We start from the raw sequence: 16,346 nt of genomic DNA on the forward strand, positions 1-16,346 counted from the left end.
ATGACACGAGGACAACTTCGGGTATTCCTTGGCGCTGCGCCCGGAGTCGGCAAGACCTACACCATGCTCGAAGAAGGGCGGCGCCTGCGGGATGAGGGCAGGGACGTGGCGGTGGCGGTCGTGGAAACCCACGGCCGCGCCGCCACGGCGGCCATGGCTGAAGGCCTGGAAACAGTTCCGCCGGTTCGGGTTAACCACCGCGGACTGGCCCTGTCGGAACTGGACCTGAATGCCGTCCTCGCCCGGCGGCCGGACTACGCGCTGGTGGACGAACTCGCCCACACCAACGCCCCCGGGCTGGCCCATGCCAAGCGCTGGCAGGATGTCCGTGCGCTGCTCGACGCCGGCATCAACGTCCTGTCCACCGTCAACATCCAGCACATCGAGTCCCTGAACGACGTCATCGAACAGATCACCGGCACCGTCCAGCGCGAGACGGTGCCGGATTCGGTGCTCCGGTCGGCGGACCAGGTGGAGTTGGTGGACATCGCGCCGCAGCTGCTGCGCGGCCGGCTTTCACAGGGCATCATCTATCCCGCGGGACGGGTGGATGCCGCGCTGTCCAACTATTTCCGGCTGGGCAACCTCACGGCGCTGCGCGAGCTGGCGCTGCTGTGGCTGGCGGATGAGGTGGACAGTGCGCTGAACAAGTACCGTGCCGAAAACGGAATCCGCAACAAATGGGAGGCACGGGAACGGGTTGTAGTGGCCCTGACCGGAGGACCGGAGGGACAGACCCTGCTGCGCCGGGGAGCCCGGATCGCTGCCCGGTCCGCAGGCGGACAGCTGCTGGCCGTGCACGTCAACAGCCCGGACGGACTGCGGGACGTAAATCCGGGCGAGCTCGCCTCCCAGCGGGCGCTGGCCGAGAAACTCGGCGGCACCTTCCACCAGGTGGTCGGCTCGGACATTCCCCACGCACTGGTGGACTTTGCCCGCGGCGTCAATGCCACCCAACTCGTGATCGGTGTCAGCCGCCGGCCGCGGATCCAGGCCCTGCTCACCGGCCCGGGCATCGGCGCCACCGTGGTGCGCGAATCCGGGGACATCGACGTGCATATCGTCAACCACGCCGCGGCCGGAGGACGGTCTGTCCTGCCGCGGCTCGGCGGTGCACTGACGATTCGCCGCCGGCTGTGGGGGTTGGCGCTGGCGCTGGCCGGCGGGCCGCTCCTGACCTGGTCACTGGTTTCTGTGAGCACGCCGCAGACCATCACCGGCGATGTGCTCAGCTATCAGCTGCTGGTGATCCTCGTGGCCCTGGTGGGGGGACTGTGGCCGGCGCTGTTCGCCGCGCTGCTCTCCGGCATCACCCTGGACTTTTTCTTCATCCAGCCGCTGTACACGGTGACCATCGCGACGCCGGCACACATGCTGGCACTGGGGCTGTATCTGGTCAATGCGATGTTGGTGAGCTTTGTGGTGGACCGTGCGGCCCGGCGTTCCCGGGCTGCACGCCGTTCCGCCGCAGAGTCCGAGCTGCTGGCTTCCGTAGCCGGAAACGTGCTGCGCGGCGAAGATGCCCTGGCCGCCCTGGTGGGGCGGACCAGGGAAGCTTTCAGCCTGGAGTCGGTGCGGCTGGTGGCCGACGGCGCGGAACTCGCCGCTGCCGGTACGGTCACCTCACAAAGCGACGCCGCTTTGGTTTTGCCGGTGGGCCAGCGGGCAGCCCTGGAGCTGCGCGGCCGGGACCTTGAAGCCACTGACCGCAGGCTGCTGGCCGTGATTACGGCCCAGCTGGAAGCGGCACTGGACTTCGGCGACCTCACGCAGACGGCCGAGGGGCTGGGCTCGCTCGCGGCCGCGGACAAGGTGCGCACCGCACTGCTGGCCGCCGTCGGCCACGATCTGCGCCGGCCGCTCACGGCAGCCACCGCTGCAGTAACCGGGCTGCGGGCACCGGACGTGCAGTGGAGCGAGCAGGACCGTGCCGAGCTGCTGGCCACCGCCGAGGAATCACTGGCCACCCTGTCGGAGCTGGTGACATCCCTGCTGGATGTCAGCCGGCTGCAGGCCGGGGTGCTCGGCGTCAGCCTCTTGCCGCTGGACACCGCCGATGCTGTGCTTCCGGCGCTCGAGGAACTCAACCTGGGTCCGGCAGAAGTGGAACTGGAGATTCCGCCGGACCTGCCTCCCGTCATGGCCGATCCGGTGCTGCTGCAGCGGGTGCTGGTCAACCTGCTGGCGAACGCCGTACGTTTCTCGCCGGCCGGCACCAAGGTGGTGCTGGCGGCAAGCGCATTTGCCGGGCGGGTGGAACTGCGCGTCATAGACTGTGGACCGGGGATTCCCCCCGAGCGCCTCGACGAAGTCTTTATGCCGTTTCAGCGGCTGGGTGACACCGACAATCTCACCGGCCTGGGCTTGGGCCTGGCACTGGCCAAAGGCTTCATGGAAGGAATGATGGGGACGTTGGAAACCGAGGACACACCCGGAGGCGGGCTGACCATGGTGCTTTCCCTGCCGGAGGCTCCCGCCGGCGGAGAATCCGGAGCAGCTGCCCCGGCGTCTGCCGGGCCCGAATCCACAGCGCCTGCAGCCGCCGCCCATGGATCCGGTGCAGCATGAAAATCCTCGTGGCCGACGACGATGTCCAGATCCTCCGTGCCCTGCGCATCACCCTTTCCGCATACGGATATGAGGTGGTGACGGCGGCCGACGGCGCAGCGGCCGTGCGCAAGGCGGTGGAGACCCATCCGGACCTCATTGTCCTGGATTTGGGCATGCCCCGGCTCAGCGGCATGGAAGTCATTGAAGCGGTGCGGGGTTGGAGCCACGCACCCATCCTGGTGATCTCGGGCCGGACCGATTCCTCCGACAAGGTCCGCGCCCTGGACCTGGGGGCCGATGACTATGTCACCAAGCCCTTCTCCACTGAAGAACTGATGGCCCGGATCCGCGCCCTGACCCGCCGTGCCCAAGCCGCCCCCGAGCAGTCCGAGGTAGTCTTCGGCGACGTCCGGGTGGATTTGGCCGCCAAGGCCGTGGCCCGCGTCTCGGACGGCTCGGCCATCCGGCTGACTCCCACCGAGTGGCGGCTGCTCGAAGCCCTGCTGCAGCATCCGGGCCGCCTCATCACCCAGCCTGCCCTGCTCACGGATGTGTGGGGACCCGGAACCACGGACACCGGCTACCTGCGCCTGTACATGGCCCAGCTGCGGCGCAAGCTGGAAGCAGATCCGGCGGCTCCCGTGCACCTGCTGACCGAACACGGCATGGGCTACCGGTTTATCCCTGCTTCAGGGACCGTCTGACGTCTCCGAACCCTGCGCTGAAAACATGTTGTGGTAATCCTCCACGATGCGCCGGGTTGCGGCACCGATGGCCCGGTACTCAAAGTCCGTGAGATTGGCCAGGGACACGCGGGCCGAGGGGCCGACGACGTCGAACCCCTTCCCCGGAAGCAGCACTACTGAGGTTTCCGAGGCCAGCCGCTGCAGGAACCGCAGCCCGAGATCCTCCTGCGTCCCCAGCCAGGAGGCGAATTCGGATCCGTACAGGCGTGCCCCGAGTTTCTGCAGGTCGATCAGGCTGTAGTACCCCACGTCGTCGGGCTGCGGAGTGGGAGGAATCCCCATGCTCCGGTACAGGGTGGCGTACCGGCCGCGGATCAGTGCCTTGGCGGCATCCTGGTACCGGTCCAGCCGGTCCATGAGGCCGTGCAGTGCAAAGAGCACCATCTGCAGCTGTTGCGGACCGGACAGTCCTGCGGTGTGGTTCAGTGCCACCGATCTGCTGTCCGCGACGATGCGGTCGATGAATTTGAGTCCGGGGACGTCTGTGGTCAGGGACGAGTAGCGGGTGTCCAGCCGCTGCTTTTCAGCCTCCGGCAGGGTTGCCAGCAGTTCATCGATGACGTTCTCCCGGTGCAGGGCGATGGTTCCGAGCCGCCAGCCGGTGGCACCGAAGTACTTCGAGAATGAGTACACGCAGATCGTGTTTCGCGGGCAGACGGCAAAGACCGAGACGAAGTCATCGGCAAAGGTGGCGTAGACGTCGTCGGTGATGATGATCAGGTCCGGACGCTGCTGCGCCACCAGGCGTGACAGCCGGTCCAGGACCGCGTGCGGCTGTTTGGCCGAGGGAGGGTTGCTGGGATTGACCAGGCAGAACACTTTGACGTCCGGATCCAGAAGCTTCTCCAGTTCCGACTCGGGAAGCTGCCAGTCCTGTGATTCGTCCATCACGATGGAGACCACTTCCAGCCCGTAATCCGGCAGGAGCGGAATCTCCAGGTACGGCGAGAAGATGGGCGTGGCCAGTGCGACTTTGTCGCCGGGAACCACCAGTCCGTTCACGGCAAGGCTGGAGAAAAGGTAGGTCATGGCGGCCGTGCCGCCTTCGGTGGGGAAGACATCGAACGTTCCCGCCGGGACCTCGCCGCCAAAGAGTTCCTCGCCCAGGTAAGCCCGCAGCACCTCCTGGGTCTTGGGCAGCACCCGCGGCGGGGTGGGGTAGAAGCATCCGAGATACGCGGAGACCATTTCGGCAAGGAACTCTTCCCGGTCCAGGCCCAGCTGATCGTGGACGTAGCTCACCGCAGAGCGGAGGAACTGCAGCCCCACGCGCTGCGGATCATTCACCACGAACGCGTTGAACCGCCCCAGCATGCCGTCCTGCTCCGGCAGCCCGCCAAACCCGCTGTCCAGATAGGAGTACGAACGCTCGGATTCGGAGACGGCAAAGTCTCCCAGCGCGAGGAACGCCCGGCGCGGAAGAGTTGCCAGGAAGTTCGGGTTCCCCCGGCCCGCGTTCAGCATCAGCCGTTCCGTGTCCGAGGACGCGAGAGCTATCAGCCGGTCCTTCAGCTCGAAAGGGCTCAACGCGGCCAGTGCTGCCGGATCCTGGTTGTCGGGGCTCTTCTCCATGCGGCTCCTCGGTGCTGGTGAATCGCTGCTGTGCATCGCTGCTGCGGGGCGGCTGTCCCGCCTGGCTCTCAGTGGCAAGATGTCAGGGGAAAGCTGTCAGTGACAGTCGGCCGGACGACGACGGCGGGAGGCGCCCGCCGTCGTCGTCCTCCTCCGGCTAGGTGCGGCTGTATGCGCGCGGAAGTTTCAGTCCGCGTTCCTCCATCACTGACCGCAGGACCGTCGGATAGTCCGTGATGATGCCGTCAACGCCCATATCCATCAGGGCATTCATATCTGCGGCGGTGTTCACCGTCCACGGAATAACCAACAGGCGGGCCTTATGGGCGTCCCGGACCATTTCAGGGGTGACCGTGGTGGCAATGGGGGACAGGACGTCATATCCGGCGGCAGCGGCGGCCCGGGCAACGGAACCGTTGTAGTCGTCGATGTCGATCCCGCCCAGCTGGGGTGCAGCTCCCGGCTGGCCCACACCGAGATCTGCAGCATCTGAGGTCAGGGCCACCAGCGTCAGATTCGGTGCGATCTTCTTCACCAGGTTCAGGGAGGACCAGTCGAAGGACTGGATGGTGGTGTACCGTGCCCGGCCAGAGCGCTGGACCTCGCTGACCACGGCACGCGTCAGGGCTTCCATTCCCGGGCCGCCGGGCTGGCCGTCCTCAACCTTGGTTTCCGCGTTGAACCGGATTTTCCGGGCGTCATAGGAGTCGGCCAGCTTGTAGACATCACGGAGTTCGGCAATGCGGTTGCCCTCAACCACTTCCTGCTCCGGGAAGCCGGGCAGCTGCTGGAACCCGCAGTCGAGGGTTTTCAACTGGGCCAGGGTCAGGTCCGCTACGCGGTCACCGACGTACGGGAACCTGCGATCGCCCTTCCGGACCGGTACAGTGTCCCGGCACTTCTCGGGAACGATGGTGTCATCGTGCCAGACCACCACTTTGCCGTCTTTACTCAGGTGCAGGTCCAGTTCCAGCGTGGTGACGCCCAGCTCCAGTGCATGGGCAAAACCGGCCAGGGACTCTTCCGTGTACTCGCCCCGGCCTCCGCGGTGAGCCTGCAGGTCAAAGCCGTGTTTGCGGGGATGTCCCTTAGGGGGAGTGCCGTCTCCGGAGTTGTCTCCTGCCCGCATGAGTTGAACCATGGTGTCAAAGATGTGCGTGTTCTCATAGACTCCCGTCAGCAGTTCGGAGCCCGGTCCCATGGCCGTGAGCGGAACGTCCAGGGCGGTGTGTCCTCCGGTGCTCCAATCCACCATGAATTTCTGGTCCGAATTGGCAACCGGCAGCGGACCGTCTTCGGCCGACTGGCCGTCGCCTGACTCATCAGGCTCTTCACCCGGTTCCGGAACATCTACGGATTCGATGGTCATTCCGCCGGTCTGATGGTCTCCGACGACGATCAGCAGGGTGTCGCCGTTCTCCTCCGCAAAGTCTTTGGCCAGTCCCACTGAACGGTCGAACTCGATTCCGGACGTGATAGTCAGCTCGGCGTCGTTGACGTGGCTGAACGAGTCGATTCCTTCTTCCTCAACCAGCAGGAAGAAGCCGTTCTCCGAGGGTTCGAGGGTGTCCAGGGCTTTGGCGGTCATTGCCGTCAGCGGGACTGTGGGCTGGTACCGTTCCTCGACGTCGTCGCCGTACTGGAACATTTCCTCATTGGCGAACAGGCCCAGCAGTTTTCCGGAACCGGCGTCCTGCAGCCCCTGCAAATCTGACACGTATTCATAGCCAAGGGACTGGGCCCGCTCCACCAGGTTTCCTTCAGTGCCGGCGCTTTCCTCTGCGGGATCTTCTGCGGGGTTGTCCGGGTGCCGGCCTGCGTTTCCGGCGGGATACCAGTAGTCCTCACCGCCGCCCAGGATCACTTCCGGCCGGCTGCTCTCCAGGAACTGCCGGGCAATGGCGCTTTGTTCGTCACGGTCCAGGACGTGGGAGCCCATTGCGGCCGGTGTGGCATCCGTGACGGTGCTGGTGGTGACCAAGCCGGTGGCCTTGCCCAGCCCTTCTGCGACCTCAAGGACGGTGGTGACGGGCTGCTCATTGAGGTCGACGCCGATGGCGCCGTTGTAGGTTTTCACTCCCGTGGCCATGGCTGTGGCGGCCGCGGCGGAATCTGTCACAAAGGTTTCCGGGTCCGCCGAGTTGGTGTGCACCCTGCCGACGGACGGCATGGAATCCATCTCCAGCTCTCCGGTCAAACCCACCAGCCCCAACCGGATGGCTTCCCGCTGCCCCGGGCCCATTCCGTCGCCGACCATCAGGATGACGTTTTGGGCGGACGGAGAATCCTCTCCGCCGCCGTTTCCGTTTCCATTCCCGCCGCCGTGGTCTCCGCCCTCTACGGTGCTGGTAGCCGGTATCCGGTTTGACGGTTGCGGTCCTGCGCCCGAAACCGTTCCGGACACGACGACGGCGGCTACCGCCGCCGTCGTCACTGCCCTCATTGCGATATTTCCCGCACTTGTGTACCTCACAGCTTTGTCCTCCCAGATGCGATGACGGCCGGCAGTGTCCCGGCCGTTGGAAGCACCCCCCGGTGCCCGTGGCGTCAACAGTGCCACGCACAGAGTTCGTGTCAAGGGAAAGGGCCCACAATGGCGGTGATCATCGGCGGAAGCGCCGAAGTGAGGGCGCGTTAGGAGTTGCCGCAGACAACCGTTCGGTGCGGGAACGGCGGCTGGTGAGCTCGGCGAGAGCAGCCAGATTCGTCCGTCCCTCTACGTGCACGACGGCACATACCTGACCGCAGGGGAGCGCACCTTCATCAATTACATTTCTGCACTCGATGCAGCTTCATGACGATCGGAGATGACGTGCAGATTGGACCCCACGTCCAGCTGCTCACGCCCGCTCATTCGGTGGAGCCGGGCCGCGGAAGGACAACCTGGAAGCCGCCAACCCCATCAGCATCAGGAACAATGTGTGGATCGGCGGCGGCACCATTACTCTCCCCGGCGTTAGCCACTCTTCCCGGCGTTGGCGTGGGGGAGAGCTGCGCCCGTACGAGTTCCTAGGCCTGAACACCGGCGGGCACCGGAACCGGCGCAGCCGTCCGCGTCTGGGCAGCCGTCGCCGGGAGCGGCACGGTGTCCTGCCCGGCGACCACGGAGTCGTCGTGCGCCGCATCCGACGCGGAAGCTGGAAGCGGAAGGTTCTCCCGGCGGTCGAGTTCCTCCGTCAGGAATTCAAGACGGAACCGGGTTTCCAGTTCGGATTCTCCGTCCCGCTGATATTCGAGCTCCGCTTGCCGGTGGATTTTGCTGTTCAGTATTTCTAGGGCCTCTGTGGTGAGGTCCCCAAGATGTTCGGGAAACGGATCTTGGGGCGAGATTCTGCTGGAGAAGTTCATGGCACCAATCAAAAAGTTGGACGCGCTGTTTGAGGGAAGGCGTCAGAGAAGAGGGGCACGGAATTTGCTTCCGGAGCTGCTGTGCAGCGGCAGGCGTTAATGCCTCGACAGGGAGAGTTGCGGTCCGCCGTGTTCTCAACGGTTACTCTTCGTCATTGACACTACCCGCAGTTAGCACCGTTGCCTAAGGCTTCCGAAAGATTCATTTGGGTCTCGGATTCCGGGTTGCAACCTCTGCCTCCGGGCCCTCGCGCTCTGATCAGGAGCGGATCCAGGCAGATCGCGGGATCAGAGGCCGGGCCAGAGTCGGGCCAAGGGTTGGGATCAGTTGGCCGGGTCCAGAAGGGCCCGCAGCGTCAGGGCATTGCGGACGGCGTGGCCTTCGCCGTCGTTGTTGAAATACACGTACACATCCCTGCCCGAGGACTGCCATTCGCGGATCCGCTGCGCCCACCATTCCAGGTCCGCATCGCTGTAGGAGCCGGCATAAAGGTGTTCATGGTCAGGCCCGTGCATCCGGAGGTAGACGAACGGTGCCGTGGCTTTCAGGTTGCACGGCAAATGGGCACCGCTCATCACCGTGTAGGCTACTCCGTGCCGTTCGAGCAGTTGGTAGACCTCTTCGGTTTCCCAGCTGGCGTGCCGGAATTCCACTGCAGTTTTGATTCCGTCCGGAAGCGAGGCCAGGAAATAGTCCAGGCGGGCGTCGTCGCGTTCCATATCCGGAGGCAGCTGCACGATCAGTACTCCGGCTTTGTCTCCCAGTTCCTTCCAGCACCGGCTGATCCTGCCAATCCATTCTTCCGGTTCGCGAAGCTTCCGTGCATGCGTCAGACCCCGCGGAGCCTTGACGGAAAATTGGTAGCTTTCGGGAAGACGGTCACGGTACGCAGCGAATGCCGGCTCACGCGGCCACCGATAAAAGCTTCCGTTGTACTCCACCGTGTCGAATTCCGCTGTGTATGTCTCCAGCCAGCGGCGGCTCGGCAGCCCCGGCGGGTAGAGAACATTCCTCCAGTGGTTGTAACTCCAGCCGGAGGTTCCGATGTGCAATGCCATGGGCCTAGCCTGCCACGGTGATCAGTTCAGGCTTCGCGAGGATGCGCTGCTGCGTGCTCTTACTCAACTTTTTGCTCACGCGCGTTCTTACTCGAAGCGGGTTGGATCTCCGGTGCCGCGGCGAACGACTTCAGGTTGTCCGCTGGAAAAGTCGACGACGGTGGTCAGATCCGGAGGACAGAAACCGGCGTCGAGGACGGCTTCCACCTGGTGATCCAACCGTTCCTTGATTTCCCACCCCTCTGTCAGCGGATCTTCCTCTCCGGGCAGCAGAAGGGTACTGGAGATCAGCGGCTCGCCCAGTTCATCAAGCAGCGCCTGCACCACCTTGTTGTCTGGGATGCGAACTCCGACCGTCTTCTTTTTAGGCTGGGAAAGCCAGCGCGGCACTTCTTTGACAGCCGGAAGAATGAAGGTGTAGCTGCCCGGGGTTACCGCCTTGATGCTGCGGAAAACATCGTTGTCCATCTTCACGAACTGTCCGAGCTGCGCGAAGTCCCGGCACATGAGTGTGAAGTGGTGTTTGTCGCTCAGCTGGCGGATGGAGCGGATCCGGTCCAGGGCGTCTTTATTGCTCAACTGGGCGCCGAGGGCATAGCAGGAGTCTGTGGGGTAAGCGATCAAACCACCGGAGCGGAGAATCGCAGCCACCTGCCCGATGGTGCGTTGCTGCGGATTTTCAGGGTGAATGTCGAAGTATCGTGCCATGCCACGAGCTTACCGCCGGCAGGGTAAACAACCTCAGGGGAGGCGAGCCGAGGCGTCCCGGATTGGATGGGAAAGGTGCCCGTGACACGGCAGGTCAGATCAGTGGTGACCTTGTTGCGGCGGGTCCTGACTTTGGTGGTCCTCAAAGGCCAGGGCGATACATCATGTCAGAAGGGCGGGGGAGGGTCGCCGTAATCGTAAGGACTGGGGTCGTCGGGTGATCCCCAAAGCGACGACGACGACGGCGGACCTGAAGCAGTACCTGAGGCAGCGTCTGACACGCCCGTGACAGCACCCGGCGTCCCCGTGGAGAGAGAACCGGAACTTGTGCCCGAACCGGAGGCAAGGTGAAGATGCGGTTCGGTGCGGTAAGTCCGGCCACCCGGTGAAACCCATTCGATAATCCCGGGTGAACGCTGACGGGCTTTCCAAAAACCTTGGGTTTTAAACATGTGGTGGCGCCGGCACAAATGTTCCAGGTTGTCATGATCCGTTGTCCCGCCATGGGACCAGGGTCTGGTGTGGTCGATCTCGGAGATCAGGGCATTGGTGCGGCACCCCGGGAACCGGCAGGTACCGTCCCGTGCCCGCAGCCAGCGCTGGAGCCCGGCCGGTACTTTACGTCGGCGGCCGACCCGAAGGATCTCTTCGGTGTGCGGGTCGCGTTCCACCGGAGTCCATCGGGCCGCCTGCCGGGCGATCCTGCGGGCTGTCTCGGCACTGATCGGCCCGTAACCGTGCAGTTCCGCAGGATCCTCATCGGCTCCGAGGAGGGTTTCGGCGGTGATCAGGACAAGAATCTCGGTGCGGGCACCGGAACCGTGCTTGATGGAACGGTCCTGGTCACTAGTGTTCTTCCCTGCACCGGTACCCGAGTTCTCGCCTGAGCCAGAATCCGAGTTCTCGCCCGTGCCAGAATCTGGGTCAGAATCCGGGTTCTCGTTCCCTCCCCGGACCCACGCGCCGTCACCCTCAGCGTTACTGCCCGGGTGTCCGGTTCTGCCGCCGCTGGTCAGCAGGTCCGCAAGGATGTCGGCACGCAACTGATCCACCGGACGGGGATCCCCGGCAGCCTGCTCACCCCGGGCCGCAACACTGAGCTGCGTGTAGATCGCCTGCGCTTTCTGAGCCGGAAGAAATGCCGACAACCAGGACATTCCGTCCGTATCGGGCTGCAAACACACCCGGCGGGTTTCGAATGCGTTTTTGTGCCGGACCGGAATGGTCTCCGGATAGCGGGTTTCGCGCAGCCGGCGGGCTTTGACCCGGAACTGTGCCAGGGTCAGACCCCCGTCATGCTGTCCGGCCGCCGTCAGCAGATCCTTCTCGAATCCGGGCAGGTCGGTGGCAGGAATGTTCTGGGACTGCTCCAGCACGGTCTGCACCTGGCCGTATCCGAGGGTTCCCTCTTCAAGACTCTGCAATGTTGCCGTGTGGGTGTTACAGAGGGTTCCAGCGTCCATCATGAGCATCTTCGCGGTCCCGGTGGGCAGGTGCAGGATCGCTGCTGCTTCCTCCGCGGCGAGACTGAAAGCCAAACCCGGATCCAACTGGCCGAAGTTCTGCATCCCCGCTTCCGGTCCGTTCCGGAAGATCCCCTCCAACCTGTTCAGGACCCTGGCCTGTTGCGCCTGCGCCCACCGGACAAGGTGGTCCAAACGGGCCAGGACGGCACCGGCTTCATCCTGGTCGAAGACTTCAACACCCTTCAAGGCCAGGCTTCCGGTGAACCCGTCCCGGCAGGACAAGCCGGAAGGAACCATCCCCTCGACGGTGCCGGGCTCGGCGGAGTACACGGACAAATTCCGCGCCGTTGATAGACGCTCACCTGCAGTGATATCACCGGCGGTCTGCTGGGCGCCGGCCGGTGCGTTCCCTGAAGAAGATCCGTGCTGATCCATGTCCTCAGGATTTCACCCACCACTGACATTCCTGACCCGAAAACAGCTCCGAAAGACCCAAAACCTGCCCTGTCAGTACGGGCCGAATACCCGTCTTTTTCGGCACTCCTTACGGCAGCACCACCAGACAGACCGCCTGCCAGACAGACCACCTGCCAGACAGACCACCGGCCATCCAGAGCGCAGTCCCGCGGAACATTCGCAGAAAAGGCAACTGCCGGCGTCGTCGGCCCGTACCGGGTGCAGAATGCATCTCAGCTAGGCCACACGACGCCGGCAGCTCTGTTTTCGACAAAACGCCCGGAGTGTCCGGGCAGCCCTCTTAGTAGAGCTTGATGGTTCCGCCGTCGGCCATCAGCGTCTGGCCGGTCAGGTAACGGGATTCGTCGCTGGCCAGGAAGGCCACGATCGGCGCGATGTCCGTCTCCGGGTCGCCCAAGCGTCCCAGGGGAACACCGTCAACAACTTCCTGGTACGCCTCGGGGTAGGCCTTGCTCCACTGGACAATGCCCGGAGTCAGCGCCACCGGGCTGACAACGTTGGCACGGATGCCGTCAGCGGCCCACTCGTTGGCAGCCGTACGGGTGATGGCACGGATGGCTTCCTTGGCGGCAGCATAGGCAACCTGGTTGGGAAGGCCCTTGATTCCGGCGCCGGAGCCGAAGTTAATGATGCTGCCGCGGGTCTTCTTCAGTTCGGGGTGTGCCGCCTGCATCAGGTACAGGGTGGCCATGGTCCCGGTGCCGAAGGACAGGTTCCAGATCTCCGGAGTGGTCTCCAGGATCGGAGCCTGCTTGGAGGCGTGAGCGTTGTTCACAAGGATGTTCAGGCCGCCAAAACGTGCCACGGTTTCCGCCACGATCTCAGCAGCGCTCTCGGGCAGCGAGATGTCCTTGCGGATGAAGATGAGTTCGCCGAGGTGCCCCAGGTCTGCGACGAGCTTGTCACCCTGCTCCTGGTCAATGTCCACAACGGCAACATTGGCGCCTTCCGAAAGGAAGTGGCGAACGATGCCCTGGCCGATTCCGCCGGCACCGCCGGTGACAATGGCAGTCTTGTTGCTGAGTTTCACTGTTGTTCCTTCTCTAAGCCGGACTGCTTTGCTTGCTGCATCCGGGCGTTTTTCAAAATGCGGTCCTCGATGCCGCGCAGGAAGCCGTCCACGGCAAAGTCCAGCGACTTGCGGGAGGCAGGGTAGGTGATGCCGCGGCCGCGGAGGCGGGCGGCAAGCGTGCCCGGCACAGCGGCGTCGTCGGCGTTCAGGGGTACGACGGCGTTGGGCCGGGTGGGGTGGTGGCGTCCGGGGCCGGGATTCGCAGCGAAGGCAAGGCTGGAGGTTCCGATCACGATGGCGGGAACGCTCAGGACGCAGTCGAAGGATTCTTCGTCCGAGAGTCCGGCAGCGCTCAGCGTCTGGAGCAAAAACTCAAGGTCGGCGGTGGCAGCCATGTCCAGGAGTCTGCTGGGCCCCAGAACAATCTGCAGAAGCCAGGGGTGCTCAACAAACGCTTCCCATAAGGCGTCAGCCAGATGCCTCAGCATCTCCTGCCAGGAGGCAGGCGCCGGAGGAAGCAGAACAAAGTCCCGGCCGGCCTTGGAGGCCATGGCAAGAAGCAGTGTTTCCCGGTTTTCCACATGGCGGTACAAGGCCATGGCGGAGACACCCAGCGAGTCGGCCACGTGCCGCATGGAGACTGCTTCCAGTCCATCCCGGTCAGCCAGGGCCACACCGCAGGCGGCGATGGCTGCGGCGGTAAGCGGTTCACGGCTGCGTTCTGGCGGGGACGGCATCATGTATACAGCGTATACCCGTGTGTTTACGTTGTACACACATCTTCGGCGTGATGCAGATGCCAGTCCCGGTGCGTCATGAGGCTCCGGGGAGCGGCAGGAGTGTGATCTTCTTCTCACTCGCTCGGAGCTGCAGGTTCGCCCGGAACCAAGGGACACGCCCGGAGGTTAGCGAAATGTCGGCAAGGTTCTACCGTGCCGCTCGGCAGTCGTCAACACGCTTCCACAGAAACCCGTTGTATCTTGGTCGAATGCGAAAAAACAACTCCTCCATGCTGGGCAGACTCGGCACCTCCGGCCGGCTGGTGTTGTTCCTGGTGGTCAGTGCCTTCTGCGGAGCACTGGTGGCCGGCATCTTCATCCCCACAGCCGCCGTCGGTGCCAACGGCGCAAACCTCGTCATGGATTCCTTTGAGGATCTGCCGGACGAGCTCCAAACCGGCCCGCTGGATGAAGGGTCCAAGATCTTTTCGGCGGACGGTCAGCTGATCGCCACGTTCTATGCGGAAGACCGGATCCCGGTGACGCTGGACAAAATTTCTCCGTCCATGCAGGACGCCATCGTTGCGATTGAAGACAACCGTTTTTACGAGCACGGGGGAGTGGACGTCAAGGGCGTTGCCCGCGCCGTTGCCTCCAACTTGACCAAGGACAGCACCCAGGGTGCCTCCACGCTGACCATGCAGTACGTGAACAACGTGCTGATTGACCAGGGTGTCTCCGAAGGCAAGTCCGGCGATGATCTGACGATCAGCGGAACCAAGAACATCACGGACAAGATCCGCGAGGCCAAATTGTCCTTCGCCGTGGAAAAGGAATTCACCAAAGACGAAATCCTGGAGCGCTACCTGAACATCGTGCTCTTCAGCGGCCGCACCTACGGCATCGAAGCGGCAGCGCAGAACTTCTTCGGCATCCCCGCCGCCAACCTGAACATTGCCCAGTCGGCGATGCTGGCCGGCATGGTGCAGTCCCCGAACAACTTCAACCCGGTGACCAACCCCGAGGGCACCCGCGACCGGCGTGACGTTGTCCTGGACGCCATGCTCAACTACGGAAAAATTACGCAGCAGGAGCACGACGACGCCGTCGCCTCCGATCTGCAGCTGAACCCGCAGCCTGCAGCACACTCGGGCTGCGTGGGTGCCGAAATGGCCGACTACTTCTGCAGCTATGTGGAGCAGGTGGTTCTGGCTTCGGATGAGTTCGGCGCCGATGAGACTGCCCGCAACAAGCTGCTGGCACGCGGCGGACTGACCATCACCACCACCCTGGATTCCAGGCTCCAGAAACAGGCACAGGAACAGATCGAGGCACAGGTCCCCACCGGTGACGCGTCCGGAGCCGGTTCAGCAATGGTGTCGGTTGAACCGGGCACCGGAAAAATCCTGGCCATGGCCCAAAACACGGACTACTCGCCCGAAGAGGGCGCCGCAAACACCCAGCTGAATTTCAACGTCGACTCGGACATGGGCGGCACGTCCTACGGCTTCCAGCCGGGTTCCACCATGAAGCCGTTCACCACCGTTGCGTGGATTGAGAACGGCGGAAGCATTGACGACATGATTGATGCCTCCCGCACTGAGTACCCGGCAGGTTACGACTGGACGGCAAGCTGCCTGCCCGAAGACGCATACTTCGATGAATGGAAATTCAAGAATGCCCAGGAGGGCTACGAGCGCGACATGACCGTCAGCGACGGCCTTACCTGGTCCGTCAACACGGCCACTGTTGCCGAGGCGTCCCAGATGGACCTCTGCGACATCCGCGACGCCGCCACCCGCATGGGTGTCCACCGCGCCGTCGACGGCGAACCCCTGGAAGTCAATAATCCCTCCTTTGTCCTGGGCGGGCAGGAGGTCTCTCCGCTGACGATGGCCGCGGCCTACGCAACGTTTGCCAGCGGCGGCCAGTACTGCGAACCGATAGCGCTCACCCAGGTCTCCGATTCGCGCGGCAACGCGTACGCCGTTCCGGAACAGAAGTGCGAGCGGGCGATCTCCGAGGAGACTGCCAAAGAGGTATCCGAACCGCTTGAAAACCTGGTGAACAGCGGTCCCGGAGCCATGGGGCCGCTCGGGGTGCCTGCAGCAGCAAAGACCGGCACCACCGACGTGTCTGAGCAGACCTGGACCGTGGGTTACACCAAGGGCATCTCCACCGCTTCATGGGTGGGCAACTGGAAGTCCTACTCGTCCCTGAACGACGTGCCGATCAACGGCGTCACCCGCAGCTATGTGGACGGCTCCACCATTGCCGGTGCGCAGTGGACCGACTACATGCGCAAGGTTGCACCCCTGTATGCAACAGGCGAGCTGACGGATCCCAACCGGGTGTCGAAGCCGGGGCGGGCGCCTCTGCGGCAATATGTGCCGCAGCCTGAGGCACAGCAGCAGCAGGTAAATCCGGCGCCCGTGCCGGAAGCCCAGCCGACTGTTGAGCCCAGCCAGGTTCCCACCAGTGATCCTGCCCCGTCGTCGGCTGCCCCGGAGCCCGAACCGGAGCCCGCTGAGCCGGCCCCGACCCAGGCCCCTGCGCCTGCACAGCCGACAGCAAACCCGGAACCGGCACCTGTACCTGCGCCGGTTCCCGTGCCTACGCCTTCTCCTGCAGCGACTCCTGCTGCTCCTGCCGCAGGCACTCCGGGCGCAGCGGGATAATCCACCGGGAC

The 16,346-nt window shown here is 63.9% G+C and carries 11 protein-coding genes; 3 read left to right on the top strand and 8 right to left on the bottom strand.

Features of this window, described 5'->3' with window-relative positions:
* Positions 1-2,568 (top strand): DUF4118 domain-containing protein, encoded by a 2,568-nt coding sequence (locus AC4D2Q_RS10285; protein ID WP_490946371.1) that lies wholly within the window; start codon positions 1-3, stop codon positions 2,566-2,568.
* Positions 2,565-3,254, top strand: coding sequence for a response regulator (locus tag AC4D2Q_RS10290; protein WP_490946373.1), 690 nt, complete (start codon positions 2,565-2,567; stop codon positions 3,252-3,254). Before AC4D2Q_RS10285 ends, AC4D2Q_RS10290 begins: the two co-directional genes overlap by 4 nt.
* Here the strand turns inward: AC4D2Q_RS10290 and AC4D2Q_RS10295 are convergent.
* The 8 genes from AC4D2Q_RS10295 to AC4D2Q_RS10330 all read right to left on the bottom strand — a co-directional run bounded on the left by AC4D2Q_RS10295 (position 3,240) and on the right by AC4D2Q_RS10330 (position 13,678).
* Positions 3,240-4,868, bottom strand: a complete 1,629-nt coding sequence (locus AC4D2Q_RS10295) for a bifunctional aspartate transaminase/aspartate 4-decarboxylase (protein ID WP_490946374.1) — start codon at positions 4,866-4,868, stop codon at positions 3,240-3,242. The two genes, AC4D2Q_RS10290 and AC4D2Q_RS10295, sit on opposite strands and share 15 nt — an antisense overlap.
* 157 nt (positions 4,869-5,025) lie before the next feature.
* A complete protein-coding gene (locus AC4D2Q_RS10300; protein ID WP_490946375.1) occupies positions 5,026-7,311 on the bottom strand; it encodes an alkaline phosphatase in 2,286 nt (761 codons plus the stop codon).
* 566 nt (positions 7,312-7,877) lie between these two features.
* Positions 7,878-8,216: a hypothetical protein gene (locus AC4D2Q_RS10305; RefSeq protein WP_490946376.1), complete on the bottom strand. Its 339-nt coding sequence runs from the start codon at positions 8,214-8,216 to the stop codon at positions 7,878-7,880.
* A gap of 324 nt (positions 8,217-8,540) precedes the next feature.
* On the bottom strand, positions 8,541-9,275 hold the full coding sequence (locus AC4D2Q_RS10310) for a DUF72 domain-containing protein (RefSeq protein WP_490946377.1): 735 nt from the start codon (positions 9,273-9,275) through the stop codon (positions 8,541-8,543).
* An 87-nt stretch (positions 9,276-9,362) separates the two neighbouring features.
* On the bottom strand, positions 9,363-9,983 hold the full coding sequence (locus AC4D2Q_RS10315) for an L-threonylcarbamoyladenylate synthase (protein ID WP_490925390.1): 621 nt from the start codon (positions 9,981-9,983) through the stop codon (positions 9,363-9,365).
* A gap of 167 nt (positions 9,984-10,150) precedes the next feature.
* Positions 10,151-11,884 (bottom strand): HNH endonuclease signature motif containing protein, encoded by a 1,734-nt coding sequence (locus AC4D2Q_RS10320; RefSeq protein WP_490946379.1) that lies wholly within the window; start codon positions 11,882-11,884, stop codon positions 10,151-10,153.
* Between the two features lie 322 nt (positions 11,885-12,206).
* Positions 12,207-12,956: an SDR family NAD(P)-dependent oxidoreductase gene (locus AC4D2Q_RS10325; protein ID WP_490925392.1), complete on the bottom strand. Its 750-nt coding sequence runs from the start codon at positions 12,954-12,956 to the stop codon at positions 12,207-12,209.
* The gene (locus AC4D2Q_RS10330; protein WP_490946380.1) at positions 12,953-13,678 is read right to left on the bottom strand and encodes a TetR/AcrR family transcriptional regulator; all 726 of its coding nucleotides are present in this window, start codon (positions 13,676-13,678) and stop codon (positions 12,953-12,955) included. Before AC4D2Q_RS10330 ends, AC4D2Q_RS10325 begins: the two co-directional genes overlap by 4 nt.
* Positions 13,679-13,926: 248 nt before the next feature.
* Here AC4D2Q_RS10330 and AC4D2Q_RS10335 point away from each other — a divergent pair, with 248 nt between their 5' ends.
* The gene (locus tag AC4D2Q_RS10335; protein ID WP_490946382.1) at positions 13,927-16,335 is read left to right on the top strand and encodes a transglycosylase domain-containing protein; all 2,409 of its coding nucleotides are present in this window, start codon (positions 13,927-13,929) and stop codon (positions 16,333-16,335) included.
* Positions 16,336-16,346: the final 11 nt, after the last annotated feature.

This window comes from Arthrobacter sp. TJ-178, assembly GCF_058269275.1.

Coding starts and splice junctions, on each gene's coding strand:
- AC4D2Q_RS10335 (WP_490946382.1), top strand. CDS start 13,927: ATGCGAAAAAACAACTCCTCCATGCTGGGCAGACTCGGCACCTCCGGC.
- AC4D2Q_RS10315 (WP_490925390.1), bottom strand. CDS start 9,983: ATGGCACGATACTTCGACATTCACCCTGAAAATCCGCAGCAACGCACC.
- AC4D2Q_RS10310 (WP_490946377.1), bottom strand. CDS start 9,275: ATGGCATTGCACATCGGAACCTCCGGCTGGAGTTACAACCACTGGAGG.
- AC4D2Q_RS10290 (WP_490946373.1), top strand. CDS start 2,565: ATGAAAATCCTCGTGGCCGACGACGATGTCCAGATCCTCCGTGCCCTG.
- AC4D2Q_RS10285 (WP_490946371.1), top strand. CDS start 1: ATGACACGAGGACAACTTCGGGTATTCCTTGGCGCTGCGCCCGGAGTC.
- AC4D2Q_RS10320 (WP_490946379.1), bottom strand. CDS start 11,884: ATGGATCAGCACGGATCTTCTTCAGGGAACGCACCGGCCGGCGCCCAG.
- AC4D2Q_RS10295 (WP_490946374.1), bottom strand. CDS start 4,868: ATGGAGAAGAGCCCCGACAACCAGGATCCGGCAGCACTGGCCGCGTTG.
- AC4D2Q_RS10300 (WP_490946375.1), bottom strand. CDS start 7,311: ATGAGGGCAGTGACGACGGCGGCGGTAGCCGCCGTCGTCGTGTCCGGA.
- AC4D2Q_RS10305 (WP_490946376.1), bottom strand. CDS start 8,216: ATGAACTTCTCCAGCAGAATCTCGCCCCAAGATCCGTTTCCCGAACAT.
- AC4D2Q_RS10330 (WP_490946380.1), bottom strand. CDS start 13,678: ATGATGCCGTCCCCGCCAGAACGCAGCCGTGAACCGCTTACCGCCGCA.